This is a genomic window from Pseudomonas sp. KD5, from assembly GCF_012932895.1.
GTDB lineage: Bacteria > Pseudomonadota > Gammaproteobacteria > Pseudomonadales > Pseudomonadaceae > Aquipseudomonas.
This window is the reverse complement of the sequence record NZ_JDWJ01000011.1, coordinates 110,311-129,748: the sequence shown is the minus strand read 5'-3', so window position 1 is coordinate 129,748 and position 19,438 is coordinate 110,311. Positions and strand designations below refer to the sequence as shown.

Here is a 19,438-nt window from a genome sequence, read left to right as displayed (position 1 = left end):
AGGAGCTGTCGAGTGAAACGAGGCTGCGATCTTCTTACATTCAACAAAGATTCAATAATCATCCCCGCGCTCGGTGACATCCTTCTCCACCGTCACCGCATGCGGATCATGCCCCGCCGGAAACTTGCCTTTCAGATTCCAGGCAAACGCAATGATCTCGGCAATCGTGCGGTACAACTCCTCGGGAATACTCTCGCCCAATTCCATCCGCGCCAGCAGTTTTACCAACTCGGCGTTCTCGTAAATCGGCACTTCGTAGTCACGGGCAATCCGCAGAATTTCTTCAGCCAGTTCTTCGTCACCTTTGGCCGTAAGGGTAGGGGCGTGGCTGCCGTCGTACTTGAGGGCGATGGCCTGGCGCGGTGCGGTGGATTCGTTCATGCGGTTTCGTCGACCCAGCGTTGTTCGAGACGGGTTTGAGGGCCTTGTGGCGGTGTGCCGAGGTGGCAATCCAGATCGCCGACGTTCAGGCCTGACGCCAGCAAGCGTTCGCGCAGCGCGGCCAGATTGCTTTCGATCAGGCTCGCGGTGTAAGGCCGTTCGGCCCACAGCTGACTGGAGAGGCTGCCTTTGATCAGTTGGGCCTGAATCTGCAACGGCCCTAACGGCTCCATGTCGAACGCCAGATCGACTCGCCACAATTGTTGTTTTGGTTCGCGTTCGTCGCGACGTTCGCGCGGTTGTTCTTTTTCGGGGGCTTCTTCGCGCTGGAATTTGACCTGCAACGGCACGATGTCCTGCAGATTGCGCATGGGGATTTCCAGTTGCCAGGTGCTCATCAACCGCCCGTCACTGGTGACGCCAGTCTGCTCAAGGCTCGACAGCTGATGACTTTGTAAACGTGAAACCGCCGCAGCCGCCAGGCGCAGCAGGTGCTCGAGATCATCTTCGCCTTCCGCGCTTTGCAGCAGGCGCTCGGGCAGTGGGAAGCTGGTCGGCGACGGTTTGGCACTGACTTGCCCGAGCATGCCCAGGGCATTGCGCACGAAACTCGGCATGGCCTGGGCCAGGGTGTTGGCGGCGATGATTGCGTTGAGATTGGTGTTGGCCGGCAGGCCCGGCGTCAGTTGGGCGATCAGCTTGAACAGGTCGCCTTTCATGTCTGGCACCAGCGTCGGGTTTTGTCCGGTCAGCAATTTGGCTTCGAGGAACAGGCCACTGTTGGCCAGCGCCTGGGCCAGGCCTTTGGGCGTACTCAATTGTTGGACGTCCGGCAGGCCGGCGAGCAATTTGTCCACGGCAGCGCGCAGGTCGCTGGAGGTTTGATCCGACGGCGGCAGGTTTTGCAGGACCTTGATCAAGCCATCCAGAGAACCCTGGCGACTTTGCTGGCTGACCAATTGTTGCGTCACCGCCAACTGTTCCTGACGGCTGCTCAGCGGCACGAATTTGAGTGTCTGGGTGTCCTGCACCAAGGCACTCAGCAAGGTGCCGATGCGCAGCGGTGTCGGGCTGTCGATGCTCAGCGTGCTGCCGCTCAGCGCGGTGTTGAGCAGGCTCACCATCGAGCGAAACACCGTCGGCTGGCCCGGCACCTGCGGCATCACCTGAGAGGTCAATACTTTACCTTGCAGCAGGGTGCCGACCGGCAGTTGCGCGGTGTCGATACGGGTGAGGGTGGCGACACTGGAGGCGATGGCCTGTTGCACCGTGACCGCCAGATTGCCCGCCGACGGCTGGGTGATCGACAGGCTGGTGCCTTGGGGCAACGGCTGAGTGCTGGTGGCCTGGACCGTGGTCTGGCGGCCGCTGTCGAGGGTGACCTTGAGCAACAGTTGAAAGGTCTGATCCGCCTGCTTGAGCGACAGCACTTCAGCCTTGGCGGTCTGACCGGCCGTGATCAGGCCCTCCATCGGCGTCAGCAGCTTGAGCAGCTCGCCGCTGATCACCAATGGACGCGAAGTCGCCGGGGTGGTTGGCGGGAGCGGAAGGATGTTCATTTCGCCTGTCATACGCGGACACAACCTGAGGAAATTGCACTCTTGAGAGTAGGGAACGCCATGTATAATGCCGCCCGTCTTTCGCTGAGTGGCGAAAACATTGCAATTGATTGACGCAGCTCTCTAGAACAAGCCGTCATAGCATCTATGCTGCATCTCTTTAACGGCCGCGCCAGAGCCGACTTGAACCGCATAAGGCCCGTGAACCCTTGACCAGTCCTGTCCTGCAAACCGTAGCCCTTGCCTGTGAGCGAGACCTTCGGCTGCTTTTCGAAAATCTCGAATTGCGACTGGCCAGTGGCGAAATGTTACAGATCAGCGGCCCCAACGGCAGTGGCAAGACCAGCCTGTTACGTCTGCTTTGCGGCTTGATGCACCCGACCGCCGGTCAAGTGTTGCTCAACGGCCAGCCACTGAGCGAACAACGCAGCGAACTGGCGCGCAACCTGCTGTGGATCGGCCATGCCGCTGGCATCAAGGACCTGCTGACCCCCGAGGAAAACCTCAGCTGGCTCTGCGCCTTGCATCAACCGGCCTCCCATGAGGCGATCTGGCAAGCGCTGGCGGCGGTGGGGCTGCGCGGTTTCGAGGATGTTCCCTGTCACACCCTGTCTGCCGGCCAGCAACGTCGTGTGGCGTTGGCGCGGTTGTACCTGGACAGCCCGCCGCTGTGGATCCTCGACGAGCCGTTCACCGCGCTCGATAAACAAGGCGTGGCGCAACTTGAAGAACACCTGGCCGCGCACTGCGAGCGCGGCGGCATGGTGGTGCTGACCACTCACCACACGCTGAGCCGGATGCCGGCCGGTTATCGCGATATTGATTTGGGGAATTGGGCCGTATGAGTGTTTTCGGCCTGTTGGTCGCCCGTGAGGCCCGTTTGCTGTTCCGCCGTCCTGCCGAATTGGCGAACCCGTTGGTATTTTTCGCCATCGTCGTCTCCTTGTTCCCGCTGGCGGTCGGCCCCGAGACTCAATTGTTGCAAACCTTGTCTCCGGGACTGGTCTGGGTGGCGGCGCTTTTATCGGTTTTACTCTCGCTGGACGGGCTCTTCCGCAGTGATTTCGAAGACGGATCCCTTGAACAGTGGGTCCTTTCGTCGCACCCCCTGCCTCTTCTGGTGCTGGCCAAGGTGCTGGCACACTGGGCCTTTTCCGGCCTGGCACTGGTTTTGCTCGCGCCATTGCTGGCGCTGATGCTCGGTTTGCCTGCCGCTTGTCTGCCGGTGTTGCTGCTTTCTTTATTGCTCGGTACACCGGTGTTGAGCCTGCTCGGTGCGGTGGGCGCGGCGCTGACGGTAGGATTGAAGCGTGGTGGCCTGTTGCTGGCGCTGCTGATTCTGCCGCTGTATATCCCGGTGTTGATTCTCGGCAGTGGCGCCTTGCAGGCGGCATTGCAGGGCATGCCGGCGACCGGTTATCTCTTGTGGCTTGGTAGCCTGACCGCCCTGGCGATAACCCTGGCACCTTTTGCAATAGCTGCTGGCCTGAAGATCAGTGTCGGCGAATAATGAGGTCTGGTTAAAATTTAACCAGTAAAGACCCTTTGGCTGTTTCGTGATAACGAACAGCAACCGTGATGGAAACAGCAATGAACTGGACCTGGTTTCATAAGCTCGGCTCGCCCAAATGGTTTTACGGCATCAGCGGCAAAATGCTGCCCTGGCTGAGCGTCGCGGCGTTGCTGCTGATTAGCGTCGGCGTGGTCTGGGGCCTGGCCTTCGCGCCACCGGACTACCAGCAAGGCAATAGCTTTCGAATTATCTATATCCATGTTCCCGCCGCCATGCTGGCGCAGTCGATCTACGTGATGCTGGCTGTGTGCGGCGTTGTCGGGCTGGTGTGGAAAATGAAACTGGCCGATGTCGCCCTGCAATGCGCGGCCCCGATCGGTGCCTGGATGACCGCCGTAGCGCTGGTCACCGGGGCGATCTGGGGCAAACCGACCTGGGGTTCGTGGTGGGTCTGGGATGCGCGACTTACGTCCATGTTGATTCTGCTGTTTCTGTACTTCGGTCTTATTGCGCTGGGCAACGCCATCAGCAATCGTGACAGCGCGGCCAAGGCCTGCGCGGTGCTGGCGATTGTCGGTGTGATCAACATCCCGATCATCAAATACTCGGTGGAGTGGTGGAACACCCTGCACCAGGGCGCGACGTTCACCCTCACCGAAAAACCGGCGATGCCCGCCGAGATGTGGCTGCCACTGCTGCTGACGGTGTTGGGTTTCTACTGTTTCTTCGGCGCGGTGCTGTTGCTGCGCATGCGCCTTGAAGTGCTCAAGCGCGAAGCCCGGGCGAGCTGGGTGAAATCCGAAGTGCAGAACAGTCTGGAGGCCGCTCGATGAGTTTCGCTTCATTCGGCGACTTTCTCGCCATGGGCCATCACGGCTTGTATGTCTGGTCAGCCTATGGCATTTGCCTGGCGGTGCTGGCCCTCAACGTGGCGGCGCCGATCCTGGCCCGCAAGCGGTATCTGCAACAAGAGGCGCGTCGTTTGCGCCGGGAGAACGGCCAGTGAATCCGCTGCGTAAAAAGCGTCTTATCATCATTCTCGCGATCCTGGTCGGTGTCGGCGCTGCCGTCGGCCTGGCCCTGAGCGCCCTGCAGCAGAACATCAATCTGTTTTACACCCCGACCCAGATCGCCAATGGCGAAGCGCCGCAAGACACGCGCATCCGTGCGGGCGGAATGGTCGAAAAAGGCTCGCTGCAACGTTCCGGCGATTCCCTGGACGTGAAATTCATCGTCACCGACTTCAACAAATCCGTGACCATCAGCTATCGCGGCATCCTCCCGGACCTGTTCCGCGAAGGGCAGGGCATCGTTGCCCTCGGCAAGCTCAACGCTGATGGCGTGGTGGTGGCCGACGAAGTGCTGGCCAAGCACGACGAGAAGTACATGCCGCCGGAAGTGACCAAGGCGTTGAAAGACAGTGGTCAATCGGCACCTACGCCAGCCAAGGAGGGCTAACGGATGACTTCCGCACTTTACAGCTCGGGGCTATTCATCCCCGAACTCGGCCATCTGGCCATGATCCTGGCGTTGTGTTTTGCGTTGGTGCAGGCCGTGGTGCCGTTGCTCGGTGCCTGGCGCGGCGACCGTTTGTGGATGAGCCTGGCCCAGCCGGCCGCGTGGGGGCAGTTCGCGTTTTTGCTGTTCGCCTTCGGTTGCCTGACCTATGCGTTCATGGCGGACGACTTCTCCGTCGCCTACGTGGCCAGCAACTCCAACAGCGCGCTGCCGTGGTACTACAAGTTCAGCGCCGTGTGGGGCGCTCACGAAGGTTCGTTGCTGCTGTGGGCGTTGATTCTCGGCGGCTGGACCTTCGCGGTGTCGGTGTTCTCCCGACAGTTGCCGCAAGTGATGCTGGCCCGGGTGCTGGCGGTGATGGGCATGATCAGCACGGGTTTCCTGCTGTTCCTGATCCTGACGTCTAACCCTTTCGCCCGGATCTTGCCGCAGATGCCGGCGGACGGGCGCGATCTTAATCCTCTGCTGCAAGACATCGGCCTGATTGTTCATCCGCCGATGCTGTACATGGGGTATGTCGGTTTCTCCGTGGCCTTCGCCTTCGCCATCGCCGCGCTGTTGGGCGGTCGTCTCGATGCGGCGTGGGCGCGCTGGTCCCGTCCGTGGACCATCGTCGCCTGGGCCTTCCTTGGCATCGGTATCACGTTGGGTTCCTGGTGGGCCTACTACGAACTCGGCTGGGGCGGCTGGTGGTTCTGGGACCCGGTGGAAAACGCGTCCTTCATGCCTTGGCTGGTGGGCACGGCGCTGATTCACTCGTTGGCGGTCACGGAAAAACGTGGCGTGTTCAAGAGCTGGACCGTGCTGTTGGCCATCGCCGCATTCTCGTTGAGCCTGCTCGGGACCTTCCTGGTGCGTTCCGGCGTGCTGACCTCGGTTCACGCCTTTGCCTCCGACCCTGAGCGTGGTGTGTTCATTCTGGTCTTCCTGCTGTTTGTGGTCGGCGGTTCGTTGACGCTGTTCGCCCTGCGCGCGCCGGTGGTCAAGAGCCATGTCGGCTTCAACCTCTGGTCCCGGGAAACCCTGCTGCTGGGCAACAACCTGGTGCTGGTGGTGGCTGCTTCGATGATTCTGCTGGGCACCCTGTATCCGCTGATCCTTGACGCGATGACCGGTGCCAAGCTGTCGGTCGGCCCGCCGTACTTCAACGCGCTGTTCATTCCGTTGATGGCGATCCTGATGATAGTGATGGCGGTCGGCGTGGTGGTGCGCTGGAAAGACACCCCGGTCAAATGGCTGGTGAGCATGCTGACCCCGGTATTACTCGGCAGCACCGCGCTGGCCGTCGTGGCGGGCGTTGCTTACGGCGATTTCAACTGGGCGGTGCTGGCAACTTTCATGTTGGCTGCCTGGGTGTTGCTGGCCGGGGTGCGGGACATTTTCGACAAGACTCGCCACAAAGGCCTGATCAAAGGACTGCCGACCCTGACCCGCAGTTATTGGGGCATGCAACTCGCGCATTTGGGCATTGCCGTGTGCGCGCTGGGTGTCGTGTTGTCGAGCCAGAACAGCGCCGAGCGTGATCTGCGCCTGGCACCGGGTGAGTCCATGAGCCTGGCCGGTTACCAGTTTGTGTTCGAAGGCGCCAAGCACTTCGAAGGCCCGAATTTCACCTCCGACAAGGGCACCGTACGGGTGATCCGCGACGGTAAGGAAGTCAGCGTGCTGCACCCGGAAAAACGCCTGTACACGGTGCAGAACTCGATGATGACCGAGGCCGGGATCGACGCCGGTTTCACCCGTGACCTGTACGTCGCACTGGGCGAGCCGTTGGGCGAGGGCGCCTGGGCGGTTCGCGTGCACGTCAAACCGTTCGTGCGCTGGATCTGGTTCGGTGGGCTTCTCACCGGTTTGGGTGGGTTGTTGGCGGCGCTGGATCGCCGTTATCGAGTCAAGGTAAAAAGCCGCGTGCGTGAAGCGCTCGGCATGACGGGAGCCACCGCATGAGACGTTGGTTGATGCTGTTGCCGCTGGCGATTTTTCTGGTGGTTGCTGTTTTTCTGTATCGGGGGCTGTACCTGAACCCGGCCGAGTTGCCCTCGGCGATGATCGGCAAGCCGTTCCCGGAGTTTTCCCTGCTCTCGGTGCAGGGCGACAAAACCCTGACCAAAGCGGACATTCTGGGTAAACCGGCGCTGGTCAACGTCTGGGGCACCTGGTGCATTTCCTGCCGGGTCGAGCACCCGGTGTTGAACAAACTGGCCGAGAAGGGCGTGGTGATCTACGGCATCAACTACAAGGACACCAATGCAGACGCCTTGAAGTGGCTGGCCGAGTTCCACAACCCGTATCAACTGGACGTCCGTGACGATGAAGGCACCCTGGGCCTGAACCTCGGCGTGTATGGCGCGCCGGAAACCTTCTTCATCGACGCCAAGGGCATCATCCGCGACAAGTTCGTCGGGGTGATCGACGAGCAGGTCTGGCGCGAAAAACTGGCGGCCAAGTATCAGGCGCTGGTCGACGAGGCCAAGCCATGAAGCGCTGGATTGCCGCCGCCGTTCTGGGGTTGAGCATGGCTGGCGTGGCCCACGCCGCCATCGATACCTATGAGTTCGCCAAAGAGGGCGATCGCGAGCGTTTTCGCGAGCTGACCAAAGAGCTGCGTTGCCCCAAGTGCCAGAATCAGGACATTGCCGATTCCAACGCACCGATCGCCGCCGACCTGCGTAAAGAGATTTTCCGCATGCTCGGCGAGGGCAAGGACAATCAGCAGATCATCGACTTCATGGTCGACCGCTACGGTGATTTCGTCCGCTATAAACCTGCTCTGAATGCCAAGACCGCATTGCTCTGGTTCGGCCCGGCTGGCCTGCTGCTGGGCGGTTTTGTGATCATCGCCGTGATCGTCCGCCGTCGTCGCGTGCAACGCGCTGACAGCCCGGACACGCTTTCTTTTGATGAGCGCGAGCGCCTCGACCACCTGTTGGATAAAACCAAGCATGATTGATTTCTGGCTCGCTGCAGGCCTGCTGCTTCTGGTAGCCCTGAGTTTTTTGCTGATCCCCGTTCTGCGCGGTCGTCGCGCCCAGCTTGAAGAGGATCGTACGGCGCTTAACGTCGCGCTGTATCAGGAGCGCGTGGCTGAGTTGCAGACTCAGCAAGAAGAAGGCGTACTCAACGCCGAACAAATGAATGCCGGCCGCGCCGAAGCCGCCCGTGAACTGCTTGCCGACACTGAAGGCGTCGAGGCACCGCGAGTGTCGCGCCTGGGCAAGCCATTGCCATTGCTGGCGGCAATTCTGGTGCCCGTGCTGGGCCTTGGGCTGTACCTGCATTTCGGTGCCAGCGACAAAGTCGAGCTGACCCGCGAGTTCGCCCAGGCGCCGCAGTCGATGGAAGACATGACCCGTCGCCTGGAGCGTGCGGTTGCGGCCCAACCGGATTCGGCCGAAGGCCTGTACTTCCTCGGCCGCACTTACATGGCTCAGGACCGCCCTGGCGATGCGGCGAAGATCTTCGAACGCACCGTGAACCTGGCCGGTCGCCAGCCGGAACTGCTCGGGCAGTGGGCTCAGGCCCAATACTTCGCCGATGGCAAGAAGTGGTCGGACAAGGTCCAGGCCCTGACTGACGAAGCACTGAAAGCCGATCCGAAGGAGGTCACCAGCCTCGGTCTGCTGGGCATCGCGGCCTTCGAAGGCGAGCGTTACCAGGAAGCCATCGACTACTGGAATCGCCTGTTGGTGCAACTGCCGCCGGATGACCAGTCCCGTGTCGCGCTGCAAGGCGGCATCGCCAAGGCCGCCGAGAAGCTTGAAGCCAGCGGTGGCAAGGTGGCTCAGGTTCAGGCTCCGGCAGTGAAGGTTGCAGCACTGCTCAAGGTGCATGTCGATCTTGCACCGGAATTGAAAGCCAAGGTCCAGCCCGGCGACAGCGTGTTCATCTTCGCCCGCGCCACCGCAGGCCCGCCCGCACCATTGGCGGCCAAGCGTCTTACCGTTGCCGATCTGCCAGCGACCGTCGAGCTGGGCGATGCCGATGCAATGATGCCCCAGTTGAAACTGTCGAACTTCCCCGAAGTCCAACTGGTTGCGCGCATCTCCCGCGCCGGCCAACCGACTGCCGGCGAATGGATCGGTCGTAGCCAACCTTTGGCCACCAGCACCACCGCGCCACAAAAACTGACCATCGACAGCCCGGATAAATAACAGGAAACGCCGCCATGACCGCCTTCGCTCGTATCACTCTCCTCAGCATGATGGTTTTGGGGCTAAGCGCGTGTGCGGTCCAGGAGTACGAACCCGAACGGCTGCCGCCAATCCCGCCCTCGCAGCCGAGCACCAAACCGACCACGCCGAGCAAACCGGTCACGCCGAGCAAACCATCGAAGCCGGTGCAACGCACCTCCGCCAGCTTCGCCCCGCCACCGGGGGGTAATAGCCATTGGGATGCGAAACTCGGCGTTTACGTCCTCGACAACCAGACCAACACCTTCTACCGCCAGCGCACCTACTACCGCTGGGACAACGGCTGGAGCCGCTCGATCAGCCCTAACGGGCCGTGGGAAGAGACGGATATCCACGGTGTACCGGGTGGGCTGGGCAGACAATTCGGGCAGTGAATGGAAACGGCGATCTGAGGATCGCCGTTTTGCTTTTTGGCATTTGAAAAGATCGCAGGCTTCGCCAGCTCCTACAGAATCGCGTACGACGATGATCGCGCGTGTACGCGGTTAATGTAGGAGCTGGCGAAGCCTGCGATCTTTTGATTCTGGTTGAGCGATTCAACTGCAGTGCCAGGAACTTGAAAGTGTTCTGAGAGCGAGCCACATCAGAAAATCTCTCAAGGGAGTGGGGGTACAACCCGATCAAATCAACACCCTGTAAAACAACCGAGCGTCGTGATTCGGATTTTTGTGCTTGAGTAAAAATAACCCTAGGGTTATTTTTGTTGGGCCGGCGCAAGGAGGCTGGTGGTGCAGAGCAGGTTATTGATCAAGGAACTGATGGAGGCGGGCTGGACACTGGACCGGGTCACCGGCAGTCATCACATCTTCACTCACCGTTACAACCCTTACACGATACCCGTCCCTCATCCGAAGAAGGATTTACCGATCGGGACGGTCAAAAGCATCAGGAGGCGAGCCGGGCTTTATTGCCCGGGAGCCAGTTTGGCAGGAGATCCATAATGCAATACCCAATCTGTATCGAGTGGGGCGACGAGAACACCGCCATCGGTATTCAGATCCCCGATATTCCTGGTGCCGTAACGGCCGGGGATACGTTTGAAGATGCTTACAACGCGGCAGTCGAGATTGCCCACATCATGCTGCAGGAGATCATGGCGGACGGGGAGTCAATTCCGATGCCGACCTCTGCGGCCGCGCATCGCGAGAATCCGGAATTTGCCGACATGGGTTGGGGGATGCTGGAGCTGGACATCTCGCCGTATCTGGGCAAGACCGAGAAGGTCAACGTAACGCTGCCTGGCTACGTGATTCAGCGCATTGATCGTTATGTGCGAGAGCACAACGTCAAAAGTCGCTCCTCCTTTCTTGCGGATGCGGCGATGGAGAAGCTGGTTCGGCATTGAGGGGGGGCAGTTACATCACCTTCGCGGGCAAGTCGGATCGCCCGCGAAGCTTTTAGGTTTTTAAGCCGCTACCAGTGCCGGCTTCTCTGAAGCGCTCAAAAAACGCAACAACGCCAGCAACGGAAACACGCTGCCGACAATCACGATCCACAACCAGCCACCGTGTTCGTATACCGCACTGGCCACCGATGAGCCGAACGCGCCGCCGATGAAGATGCTGGTCATGTACAGCGCATTCAGACGGCCGCGGCTCTTGGCGTCGAGGGTGTAGACCGCGCGCTGGCCGAGGACCATGTTCATCTGCACACAGAAATCCAGCACTACGCCGGTCACGGCCAGGCCGATGACGCTGTAGGCCGGATGGATGAAGGCCGGCAGGAAGCTCAGGCTGGCGAACAGCATCGCCAGCAGCGAGGCGAGGCGGGTGTGGCCGGCATCGGCCAGTCGACCGGCGATGGGCGCGGCAATCGCGCCGATGGCTCCGACCAGGGCGAAGATCGCGATCTGGGTTTGCGACAAGCCATGATTGCGCGTCAGTTCCAGCGGCACGGCAGTCCAGAACAGGCTGAACGTGGCGAACATGCAGGCTTGGTAAAAGGCCCGTTGACGCAACACCGGTTGCTGGCGCAGCAGCGTCCAGAGCGAGCCCAGTAACTGGCCATAAGAGGCACTGTGATCAGGCTGACGCTTGGGCACCGTCAGGGCCAGGACGATGCTGATCGCTGCCATCAACACCGCAGCGATGACGAACATCGCACGCCATCCGAAGTGGTCGGCCACTACGCTGGACACTGGCCGGGCCAGCAGAATCCCCAACAGCAGACCGCCCATGATCCCGCCAACCACGCGGCCGCGCGACGCTTCCGGCGTCAGGTGGGCGGCCAGCGGAATCAGGATCTGTACCGACACCGAGCTGAAACCCACCAGCAACGAAATCAACAGGAAAACGTTCGGTTGATCGGTGAACGCCGCGCCCAGCAAACTGGCAATCGCCACCACGGTGGTGATGATCATCAAGCGACGGTTCTCCAGCAGATCACCCAGCGGTACCAGGAAGAACAGACCCAGCGCGTAACCAATCTGCGTCAGCGAAACGATCAGGCTGGCCATGGTGTCGGTCAGGCCGATGTCCGGCGCGATCAGGCCGATGATCGGCTGGGCGTAGTAGATGTTGGCAACGATCGCGCCGCAGCAGAAGGCGAAAAGCAGCACCATGCCCCGGGTCATTGTCGCGGCACCGTGGGGCGCCTGAGTCGCTGGATTCATAACGTGGCTCGCTGAACAAGAAAGAATGCGCGGAGGCTAATCGGCTGGCTAGAGCGGCGGAAGAGGGTTTGGATTGATAGTAATCATTCCTTTGCGGAATGAGTGACGCCGGTATGCGCTGTCTGCCGATGAACCATGCATCCGAATAGTGGGATCCGATGATACATTCACTTACATCCTCTTCGATAGCGTGCTTATGTTCTCCTGCGCTCCATAAACCGGAAGGTACTTCGATATGAATGCGATGTTCCGTCACCTGATTCGCGGCGCTTGCGTTGTTACCTTGATCAGCTTGTTCACGGCAGGTTTCGCTCAGGCTGCCGATGTGCCGCCGGGAATGCGCATTGGCGTGCGCGGCGAGATCACCGGCATCAGCGCCGACGTCATGAAGGTCCATGCCAACAGCGGCGAAAACGTGCTGATCAACCTGACCAAGGACACCAAAATCCGCGCCGTCACCCTGGCCAATATCGAAGACATCAAGCCCGGCAGCTACATCGGCTCGGCTGCCGTGCCGCAGGAGGATGGCACGCTCAAGGCGCTGGAAGTCCACGTCTTCCCGCCGGAACTGGCCGGCAGCGGCGACGGTCATCGGCCTTTTGATCTGGTCAAGGGCAGCAGCATGACCAATGGCAGCGTAGGCGATCTGGTGGTCAGCAACGGCCGGGTTTTGACAGTCAATTACAAGGGCGGCCAACAGACGATTCTGGTGCCGGAGGATGTGCCAATCGTCAATCTGGTGCCGGGGGATCGCCGCTTGCTGAAGGTGGGCGTGAAGATCGTGACGTTTGTGACCCAGAGTGCCGACGGGACACTGACCGCTCAATCCATTTCGGCCGGCAAGGACGGTGTGACACCGCCGATGTAACGGTATCCCACAAAAAAGGCGACCTTCACAGGTCGCCTCTTTCATTGAACTCAGTGATTACTGACCGTTGTAAATCTGGTCGAAAACCCCACCATCATTGAAGTGAGTCTTCTGCACGGTGCGCCAGTCACCAAAGGTCTTCTCCACCGACAGGAAATCCACTTTCGGGAAGCGATCGGTGTATTTCGCCAACACCGCCGGGTCACGCGGACGCAGGTAGTTGGCAGCCGCAATTTCCTGACCTTCCGGCGACCACAGGTATTTCAGATACTCCTCGGCAACCGCGCGAGTGCCTTTCTTGTCGACGGTTTTGTCGACCACCGACACCGGCGGCTCGGCTTCGGCGGAAACACTTGGGTAAATCACTTCGAACTGATCACGACCAAACTCGCGAGCAATCATTTCCGCTTCGTTTTCGAAGGTCACCAGCACGTCGCCGATCTGGTTGGTCATGAAAGTAGTCGTGGCGGCGCGGCCACCGGTATCCAGCACCGGCGCTTGTTTGAACAGTTTGCCGACGAAGGCTTTTGCCTTGTTTTCGTCACCGCCGTTTTTCAGCACATAGCCCCAGGCCGAGAGGTAGGTGTAGCGGCCGTTGCCCGAGGTTTTCGGGTTGGGGACGATTACCTGCACACCGTCCTTGAGCAGATCCGGCCAGTCTTTCAGGGCTTTCGGGTTGCCTTTGCGCACGATGAACACGGTGGCCGAGGTGAATGGCGCGCTGTTGTTCGGCAGGCGCGTGACCCAGTTGTCCGGGACCAGTTTGCCGTTGTCCGCCAGGGCGTTGATGTCGGTGGCCATGTTCATGGTGATGACGTCAGCCGGCAGGCCATCGATCACCGAGCGCGCCTGTTTGCTGGAGCCGCCGAAGGACATCTGCAGCGTGATGTTTTCGTTGTGCTCGGCTTGCCAGTGTTTCTGGAAGGCAGCGTTGTAGTCCTTGTAGAAATCTCGCATCACGTCGTAGGAAACGTTAAGCAGGGTCGGTGCGGCCTGAGCCATGCTGCTCAAGGCCAGGCCAGCGGCCAGAAGTGAGGCGCCAAAGAGTTTTTTCACTGCGCATTCCTTATTTTATCAAACGTGTTCGATGGAGATTATTGGCAATTTGCCAGCGACTATAGCCGGACTCGCATAGTCGCTTAAAGATTAAAAAACACTTTGCTTATTCCATTTTCTTGAACAACGCATTGCCACAACGAGAGCAGAACGCCGCGCTGTGCTCGTGGCTGTTTTTCTTGCAGATCGGGCAATCGTGTTGCAGTTGTTCACCACGCATGGCGTTGGCCAGTTCCGCGGTGAAGATCCCCGTCGGCACGGCGATGATCGAATAACCGGTGATCATAACCAGGGATGAAATCACCTGGCCCAGCGGCGTCTTGGGCACGATGTCGCCAAAACCCACGGTGGTCAGCGTCACGATAGCCCAATAGATCCCTTTGGGAATGCTGGTGAAGCCGTGCTCCGGGCCTTCGATCACGTACATCAAGGTGCCGAATACCGTCACCAGTGTGCTGACGCTGAGCAGAAACACCACGATCTTCTGCTTGCTGCCGCGCAACGCCGACATCAAATAGTTGGCTTGTTTCAGATACGGGCTGAGCTTGAGCACGCGGAAAATCCGCAGCATTCGTATGATCCGGATGATCAGCAGGTACTGCGCATCGCTGTAATACAGCGCGAGAATACCCGGCACGATCGCCAGCAAATCCACCAACCCATAGAAGCTGAACGCGTAGCGCAGCGGCTTGGGTGAGCAATACAGGCGCAGGCCGTATTCGATGATGAAAATGACGGTGAAGCCCCACTCGATGTACGCCAGCACGTCGGCGTAGTTCTGGTGAACGCTGTCGATACTGTCCAGAACCACGATCACCAGGCTGGCGAGGATGATCAGCAACAGCGTGCTGTCGAAGCGCCGTCCGGCCACTGTGTCGCTCTGGAAAATCATGACGTAGAGGCGATGGCGCCAGTCGTTGTTGTTTTCCATAAGGTCGTGCCCAAGCCGAAAATGAGAGAAGCCTGGGTGATTGGCGAGGATTGCGCAAGCTGGACGCTGGGTACGCCATGTTCAGCCGGTTTTGCTCGTTCATGGCTTAAGAAATTGACTATCTCGTCGATATATCGACTTCCCACAGAACAAGAACCTTTGTCTTGATGTGCGGCCCGGATTCAGGCGATTGGTCTCAGAACCTCACGGAAGCGATATGGATAGCAAATATTTCAAGAAAAGCGTGTTGGCAATGGTTGTCAGCGCTTCGACCGTTCAGGCGTTTGCCAGCGAGTACGATCTGAGCCAGGGTTTCAAGGACTGGACGGGGCAAACCCTTAATGAAACGCTGACTCTCACCGGGCAACGGACCCGCCAGAGCAATACGGACAACAAAGGTGTCACGTTCTTCCAGAACACTGTCGCGGGCTCACTCATTAACCGGGGCGACTTCACTTTCGACGCTCAAGGCGCGACGGTGACCGGGATCGGACTGGATGTCAGTTTCCTCAACACCAGCGGCAGCAACATTCAGGGTGACTTCATCAATGCCGGCAAGCTTTCTCTTTCCAACGTGAATAGCGCTGAGGGAATCGAGATCGCTAATACCACTATCACCGGCAATGTCATCAACGCCGGGACTGTCTCCATAACCCAGTCATCGGGAGCCAATATCTATGGCGAGCCTGAGGGTATCTACCTGCACGGGACCACTATTGGCGGCGATCTGATCAACAGCGGTGTTGTCGACGTGCAGGGCAACTATGCCGTGGGGCTGATTCTGGATTCCCATTCCGGGCAACCCGTGAGCATCGCCGGCAAGCTTCTCAACTCAGGAACGATTCGTGCCACGGGTCAGAACGCCTCCGCTTTTCATGTCGAGACCCAAACCAGCGCGTTGAGGATCGAGAACAGCGGCTCGATCATGAGCGTCGGCAAGAACGCCGAGGCTATCGGGTTTTTGGATGGTTCAGTCGATTATTTGCTCAACACCGGGACTATTGAGGCATCGGGTGAAGACGCCGTTGGCATCAAGCTCGGCGGTGCCACTTTCACGCAGAATGCTGTGTCTGGCGCTCGGGGCATTATCAACTCCGGCAATATCACTGCGGACGGTGTTGCGATCCGGGTCGATGCGGACCAGGTATCAGCGTTTGAGATCAACCAGCAAGGTGGCGAAATTCGCAGCAATCATGCGGCGGCCATCGATGGCGCAGGGTTGGCGCAACTGAACTGGACCGGCGGTGCGATCAAGGGCGATCTGCTCAATCTCAATGGGGTGAATGTTGCAGGTCAAGCCAATTACACCGGTAGTAAAATTGGCAGTACGGTTTCTGTGACGTCAGGCTCTCTGAATTTGCAAAATCAGGGGGTCGTGATTACCGGTGACCTGAACGTCGGAGCCAACAGTGGTATCGATATGTTGCTTTCGGATCGCGTCACGCCCGGTACGCCTTATTTGACGGTGGACGGCAAGGCTACCTTCGCCCAGTCCTCCAAAGTGACGTTGAATGCCAAACCAGGTGATTTCACGCCGACCGCTGCCGGTACTCAATACACGCTGGTCAAGGCGAGCAGCCTGCAGAATAACGGGTTGAGCGTTACCAGTTCGTCCTCGTTGTTGAATGTCGCCAGCTATACAACCGATGCCCAGACCGTTAACGCGCTGGTCACACTGAAAAGTGACAGTCAGGTGGATGAAGAGCAGGGGAACATTGGCACCTCCCGCAGCACTCGCCAGATCCTCAATCGCTTCAAGAATGGCCCGCTGGGACAATTGAACAGTAATGATGCGGTCTTCAAAGCCTTTGCCAACGCCTCTTCCCAAGAGGCGCTGGCGAAGCTCGGTGAGCAACTGGCGCCGGAAGTCAGCGGCGGCGCGGTCAATGCGGCAGTATCGGGTCAGGCGATGATGAATGGAGCGATCAGCAACCGCGTGTCCGGTCTGCGCTCGGGGCTCTCATCAGGGGATTCACTGGCAGATACCGGCGTGTGGGTTCAGGGATTGAGCAGCAATCAGGATCAGGACAGCCGTGATGCAGTCGCCGGTTATTCGGCCAACAGCAGCGGTATTGCTGTCGGGGCGGATGGCAAGCTGAATGCCAACTCCACCGTGGGTCTGGCCTATTCGTATCTGAACACCAACGTCACCTCCGATACTGGTAATAAAACCGATGTACAGGGCCAGGCATTGACGCTGTACGGTAGCTGGGATCTGCGCAACTGGTTTGTCGATGGCAGCCTCAGTTATGGGCGCAATGACAACGACAGCAAACGTTACATTGCCGACAGCGCGGCCAAAGCCAGCTACAACAGTGACGCATGGGCACTGAGTGCCTTGAGCGGTTATACCTTCAAACTCACCGACCAACTGATTGTCGAACCGCGTGTCGCCGCACGTTACACCAATATTCAGCTGGACAGCTTCAATGAGCATGGCTCATCGGCCGCCTTGCACTCCAATGCCCAGCGCTTCGAAATTGGCGAGTTGGGCGCCGGGTTGCGAATGGCCGCTGACGTGCCATTGCTCAATGGCACCCTTACACCTGAAGCGAGCGTGATGGCTTACCATGACTTCATCGGTGACCAGATCAATCAGACCACCAGTTTCACCTTGGGTGGCTCGCCTTTCATTGTCGCGGGAGCCAGTCCGGTGCGTGATAGTTATGAAGGGCGCATAGGGGTGAAGTATCAAGTTGATGCTCTAACCCTGGGGACCAACTATAGCTATCAAGCGAAGACCGGTTTTAACGCCGATACCTTTACCGTTGAAGCGCGCTACGCTTTTTGATCGACTGGATCGCAACGGTTCGCCTGGCGGATCGTTGCGTCTGATCAACAGGTTCAATCCATGTTTAAAGTTCTGGCCGCCATCGGCTTCGCGGTCCTCGGGCTCGGCGGGTGCGCGGGTAAAGTCGACTTGCAGGCGGTAAGCCAAGGCTCTTCGCTTACTCCTGGCACGCTCGATAGTGCACCTTACACACTCATGGCTTTACTGCCGGCACCAGGGGGCTACAAGCATCTGCGTGTTTACATTGAGGGCGATGGTCGGGCATGGGCGACACGGTCTCAACCGAGTATCGACCCGACCCCTCGCGTGTCCTTGATGGCGAGATTGGCCGTTGGAGATCGGGGGCCCAGCGCCTATCTGGCGCGCCCTTGTCAGTTCGTGACATCACCGGGTTGCAACACTGATTTATGGACTTCCGGTCGTTTCAGTTCATCCGTCATAACCACGATGAATGCGGCACTCGATGTTCTGAAAAGCCGCTTTGCAGTGGAGCAGTTCGAACTGGTCGGATATTCGGGCGGCGCCGCGATTGCCTTGGTCCTTGCGGGGACTCGTAACGACGTCACTCAAGTGCAAACAATTGCCGGGAATCTCGACCCGGTAAAGTGGGCAGAGCTGATGCAGCTCGCGCCATTCTCGAAGCCGGTGACACCTCTGCAGTTTCGCGACAAGTTGCGTGCGCTCCCGCAACGTCATTTCGTTGGTTTGAATGACAAGGTCGTGCCACCTCAAATGCTCCAGGTCTACACCACGAAGCTTCAGGGCAAATGCCTGGAAGTCGTCGAAACCCTCGCTACCCACGATCAGGGATACGATGAAAGTTGGGGCTCGCGGTCGGATCGGCCATTGGCTTGTGAGACTGACCCATTGCGCTGAATGTAATTTCAGCCCTTTCAGGCGCCCCCATTGATTCAGCGATCAATAGCGCAATGCGTCGACAGCGGCCTGACGCAACACCCGAATGCCTGCGCGAATCAGCCAGCAGGCAAGAATGAACGGCGCGGTCAGCGTTGCCAGGCCCAGTGCGGCGAACCCCGGCGTGAGCAATACCGCGAGCAGAATGCCGAGCAGCGGCAGCCAAGGTTGGCGGCGTTGCGGGCTGAAGGCGAGGGCGGCGAGTACCGCGTTGTAACCGCTCAAACCCTGCAAGGCATTTGAAGTTTCGCCATGCAGAAGGGCAAATCCGAGGCCGGCAGCGGAGCCCAACAGCGCCCAGACAAAGGCGCGGCGATCGGCGATCAGTAATCCGGCGGCAATCAGCGCGCCGGCCAGGGGATGGCCGAGAAACATGACTTGCCCCAGACCTTTCAATTCGGCGGCGAGCAGGTTGAGGGTGTTCAGTTCGATCAGCGGAACGGGTTGCTGTGGTGCGGTAAAGCCGAGCAATAACCAGCTCAACCCAACGAAGGGTGCGGTATAGGCCGGTAGACATTGATGATCGCGGGCACCTTTGAGCCATTGCTGAGTGAGCATGGCACTCAGGCCGCCGCAGGCGATGATCAGCGGTGGCAACAGTGCTGACCATGGGAAATACAGGCTCAGCAGCAAGCCGAGCAAAATACCGTTGTAACTGAACAGCCCGGCCTGACGATCCGTCTTGGCATACCCGCGACGTTGCGCGGTGAGCAGCCCGGCGACACCGCCCAGCAGCGCACCGCCGAGCAGAGCGGGCGCGGTGAAAAGAATCGCTAACAGACACAACAGCCCGCTCAGCGGATGGCGCTGGAGAAAGATCTGGCTGAAGCCGTTAAGCAGGGCGGTCGCCCAGTCGGGGCAGTGGGTGTTGAAGTGGTTGGCAGGCATGGGTGGGGTCTAGGGCAGAGGAAAATCCAGGGTCTTGCACAAATCTGTGGCGAGGGAGCTTGCTCCCGCTGGGCTGCGGAGCAGCCCTGAAATCAGCAATGCGGTCTTTCTGTTGAAACCGTCATGCCAAAGCGACGACTGCTTCGCAGCCGAGCGGGAGCAAGCTCCCTCGCCACAGGGGTAGTTCTTACCGGGGTAGCTCTTACAGGGGGAGTTC

General features: G+C 59.2%; 21 protein-coding genes. 15 read left to right on the top strand and 6 right to left on the bottom strand.

Going from position 1 to position 19,438, the window contains the following annotated elements; translation table 11 throughout:
* Nucleotides 1-51: 51 nt before the first annotated feature.
* Together AF70_RS23310 and AF70_RS23305 are read right to left on the bottom strand one after the other, a co-directional pair.
* Nucleotides 52-381, bottom strand: a complete 330-nt coding sequence (locus tag AF70_RS23310) for an EscU/YscU/HrcU family type III secretion system export apparatus switch protein (protein WP_018925069.1) — start codon at nucleotides 379-381, stop codon at nucleotides 52-54.
* Nucleotides 378-1,952, bottom strand: coding sequence for a flagellar hook-length control protein FliK (locus AF70_RS23305; RefSeq protein WP_028940001.1), 1,575 nt, complete (start codon nucleotides 1,950-1,952; stop codon nucleotides 378-380). The genes AF70_RS23310 and AF70_RS23305 overlap by 4 nt, the downstream gene beginning before the upstream one ends.
* Nucleotides 1,953-2,149: 197 nt before the next feature.
* Between AF70_RS23305 and ccmA the strand changes: the two genes are divergently transcribed.
* From ccmA to AF70_RS23245, 12 genes are all read left to right on the top strand, one after another.
* Nucleotides 2,150-2,785, top strand: a complete 636-nt coding sequence (gene ccmA / locus AF70_RS23300) for a cytochrome c biogenesis heme-transporting ATPase CcmA (RefSeq protein ID WP_028940002.1) — start codon at nucleotides 2,150-2,152, stop codon at nucleotides 2,783-2,785.
* Nucleotides 2,782-3,450, top strand: coding sequence for a heme exporter protein CcmB (gene ccmB, locus AF70_RS23295; RefSeq protein ID WP_007939195.1), 669 nt, complete (start codon nucleotides 2,782-2,784; stop codon nucleotides 3,448-3,450). The genes ccmA and ccmB overlap by 4 nt, the downstream gene beginning before the upstream one ends.
* 80 nt (nucleotides 3,451-3,530) lie before the next feature.
* Nucleotides 3,531-4,286 (top strand): heme ABC transporter permease, encoded by a 756-nt coding sequence (locus AF70_RS23290; protein ID WP_028940003.1) that lies wholly within the window; start codon nucleotides 3,531-3,533, stop codon nucleotides 4,284-4,286.
* On the top strand, nucleotides 4,283-4,459 hold the full coding sequence (gene ccmD, locus AF70_RS23285) for a heme exporter protein CcmD (protein ID WP_007939192.1): 177 nt from the start codon (nucleotides 4,283-4,285) through the stop codon (nucleotides 4,457-4,459). Before AF70_RS23290 ends, ccmD begins: the two co-directional genes overlap by 4 nt.
* On the top strand, nucleotides 4,456-4,911 hold the full coding sequence (ccmE, locus tag AF70_RS23280; protein ID WP_008026817.1) for a cytochrome c maturation protein CcmE: 456 nt from the start codon (nucleotides 4,456-4,458) through the stop codon (nucleotides 4,909-4,911). Before ccmD ends, ccmE begins: the two co-directional genes overlap by 4 nt.
* 3 nt (nucleotides 4,912-4,914) lie before the next feature.
* Nucleotides 4,915-6,918 (top strand): heme lyase CcmF/NrfE family subunit, encoded by a 2,004-nt coding sequence (locus AF70_RS23275; RefSeq protein WP_019579592.1) that lies wholly within the window; start codon nucleotides 4,915-4,917, stop codon nucleotides 6,916-6,918.
* The gene (locus tag AF70_RS23270) at nucleotides 6,915-7,451 is read left to right on the top strand and encodes a DsbE family thiol:disulfide interchange protein (protein WP_018925073.1); all 537 of its coding nucleotides are present in this window, start codon (nucleotides 6,915-6,917) and stop codon (nucleotides 7,449-7,451) included. The genes AF70_RS23275 and AF70_RS23270 overlap by 4 nt, the downstream gene beginning before the upstream one ends.
* Nucleotides 7,448-7,921: a cytochrome c-type biogenesis protein gene (locus AF70_RS23265; protein ID WP_018925074.1), complete on the top strand. Its 474-nt coding sequence runs from the start codon at nucleotides 7,448-7,450 to the stop codon at nucleotides 7,919-7,921. The genes AF70_RS23270 and AF70_RS23265 overlap by 4 nt, the downstream gene beginning before the upstream one ends.
* Nucleotides 7,914-9,122, top strand: coding sequence for a c-type cytochrome biogenesis protein CcmI (gene ccmI, locus AF70_RS23260; RefSeq protein ID WP_028940004.1), 1,209 nt, complete (start codon nucleotides 7,914-7,916; stop codon nucleotides 9,120-9,122). The genes AF70_RS23265 and ccmI overlap by 8 nt, the downstream gene beginning before the upstream one ends.
* A 14-nt stretch (nucleotides 9,123-9,136) precedes the next feature.
* Nucleotides 9,137-9,535: a hypothetical protein gene (locus tag AF70_RS23255; RefSeq protein WP_019579595.1), complete on the top strand. Its 399-nt coding sequence runs from the start codon at nucleotides 9,137-9,139 to the stop codon at nucleotides 9,533-9,535.
* A gap of 354 nt (nucleotides 9,536-9,889) precedes the next feature.
* Entirely contained in the window at nucleotides 9,890-10,102 is a 213-nt protein-coding gene (locus tag AF70_RS23250) for a type II toxin-antitoxin system HicA family toxin (protein WP_019579596.1), read from the top strand.
* The gene (locus AF70_RS23245; protein WP_008014960.1) at nucleotides 10,102-10,506 is read left to right on the top strand and encodes a type II toxin-antitoxin system HicB family antitoxin; all 405 of its coding nucleotides are present in this window, start codon (nucleotides 10,102-10,104) and stop codon (nucleotides 10,504-10,506) included. The genes AF70_RS23250 and AF70_RS23245 overlap by 1 nt, the downstream gene beginning before the upstream one ends.
* A gap of 60 nt (nucleotides 10,507-10,566) precedes the next feature.
* Here the strand turns inward: AF70_RS23245 and AF70_RS23240 are convergent, their stop codons facing one another.
* Nucleotides 10,567-11,772 (bottom strand): MFS transporter, encoded by a 1,206-nt coding sequence (locus AF70_RS23240; RefSeq protein WP_028940005.1) that lies wholly within the window; start codon nucleotides 11,770-11,772, stop codon nucleotides 10,567-10,569.
* A 235-nt stretch (nucleotides 11,773-12,007) separates the two neighbouring features.
* Between AF70_RS23240 and AF70_RS23235 the strand changes: the two genes are divergently transcribed.
* Nucleotides 12,008-12,640: a hypothetical protein gene (locus AF70_RS23235; RefSeq protein WP_019579598.1), complete on the top strand. Its 633-nt coding sequence runs from the start codon at nucleotides 12,008-12,010 to the stop codon at nucleotides 12,638-12,640.
* A 57-nt stretch (nucleotides 12,641-12,697) separates the two neighbouring features.
* Here AF70_RS23235 and AF70_RS23230 read toward each other — a convergent pair whose 3' ends face one another.
* On the bottom strand, nucleotides 12,698-13,696 hold the full coding sequence (locus AF70_RS23230; protein ID WP_019579599.1) for a sulfate ABC transporter substrate-binding protein: 999 nt from the start codon (nucleotides 13,694-13,696) through the stop codon (nucleotides 12,698-12,700).
* Between the two features lie 106 nt (nucleotides 13,697-13,802).
* Complete coding sequence (locus AF70_RS23225; RefSeq protein WP_019579600.1) at nucleotides 13,803-14,627, bottom strand: ion transporter; 825 nt, start codon at nucleotides 14,625-14,627, stop codon at nucleotides 13,803-13,805.
* 217 nt (nucleotides 14,628-14,844) lie between these two features.
* Here AF70_RS23225 and AF70_RS23220 point away from each other — a divergent pair, with 217 nt between their 5' ends.
* Together AF70_RS23220 and AF70_RS23215 are read left to right on the top strand one after the other, a co-directional pair.
* Nucleotides 14,845-17,418, top strand: a complete 2,574-nt coding sequence (locus AF70_RS23220) for an autotransporter outer membrane beta-barrel domain-containing protein (protein ID WP_028940006.1) — start codon at nucleotides 14,845-14,847, stop codon at nucleotides 17,416-17,418.
* 60 nt (nucleotides 17,419-17,478) lie between these two features.
* Nucleotides 17,479-18,294 carry an alpha/beta hydrolase gene (locus AF70_RS23215; RefSeq protein ID WP_032831039.1) on the top strand — a complete coding sequence of 272 codons (816 nt, stop codon included), beginning with the start codon at nucleotides 17,479-17,481 and terminating at the stop codon, nucleotides 18,292-18,294.
* Nucleotides 18,295-18,336: 42 nt separating this feature from the next.
* Here AF70_RS23215 and AF70_RS23210 read toward each other — a convergent pair whose 3' ends face one another.
* Nucleotides 18,337-19,221: an urea transporter gene (locus AF70_RS23210; RefSeq protein WP_028940007.1), complete on the bottom strand. Its 885-nt coding sequence runs from the start codon at nucleotides 19,219-19,221 to the stop codon at nucleotides 18,337-18,339.
* Between the last annotated feature and the right edge of the window lie 217 nt (nucleotides 19,222-19,438).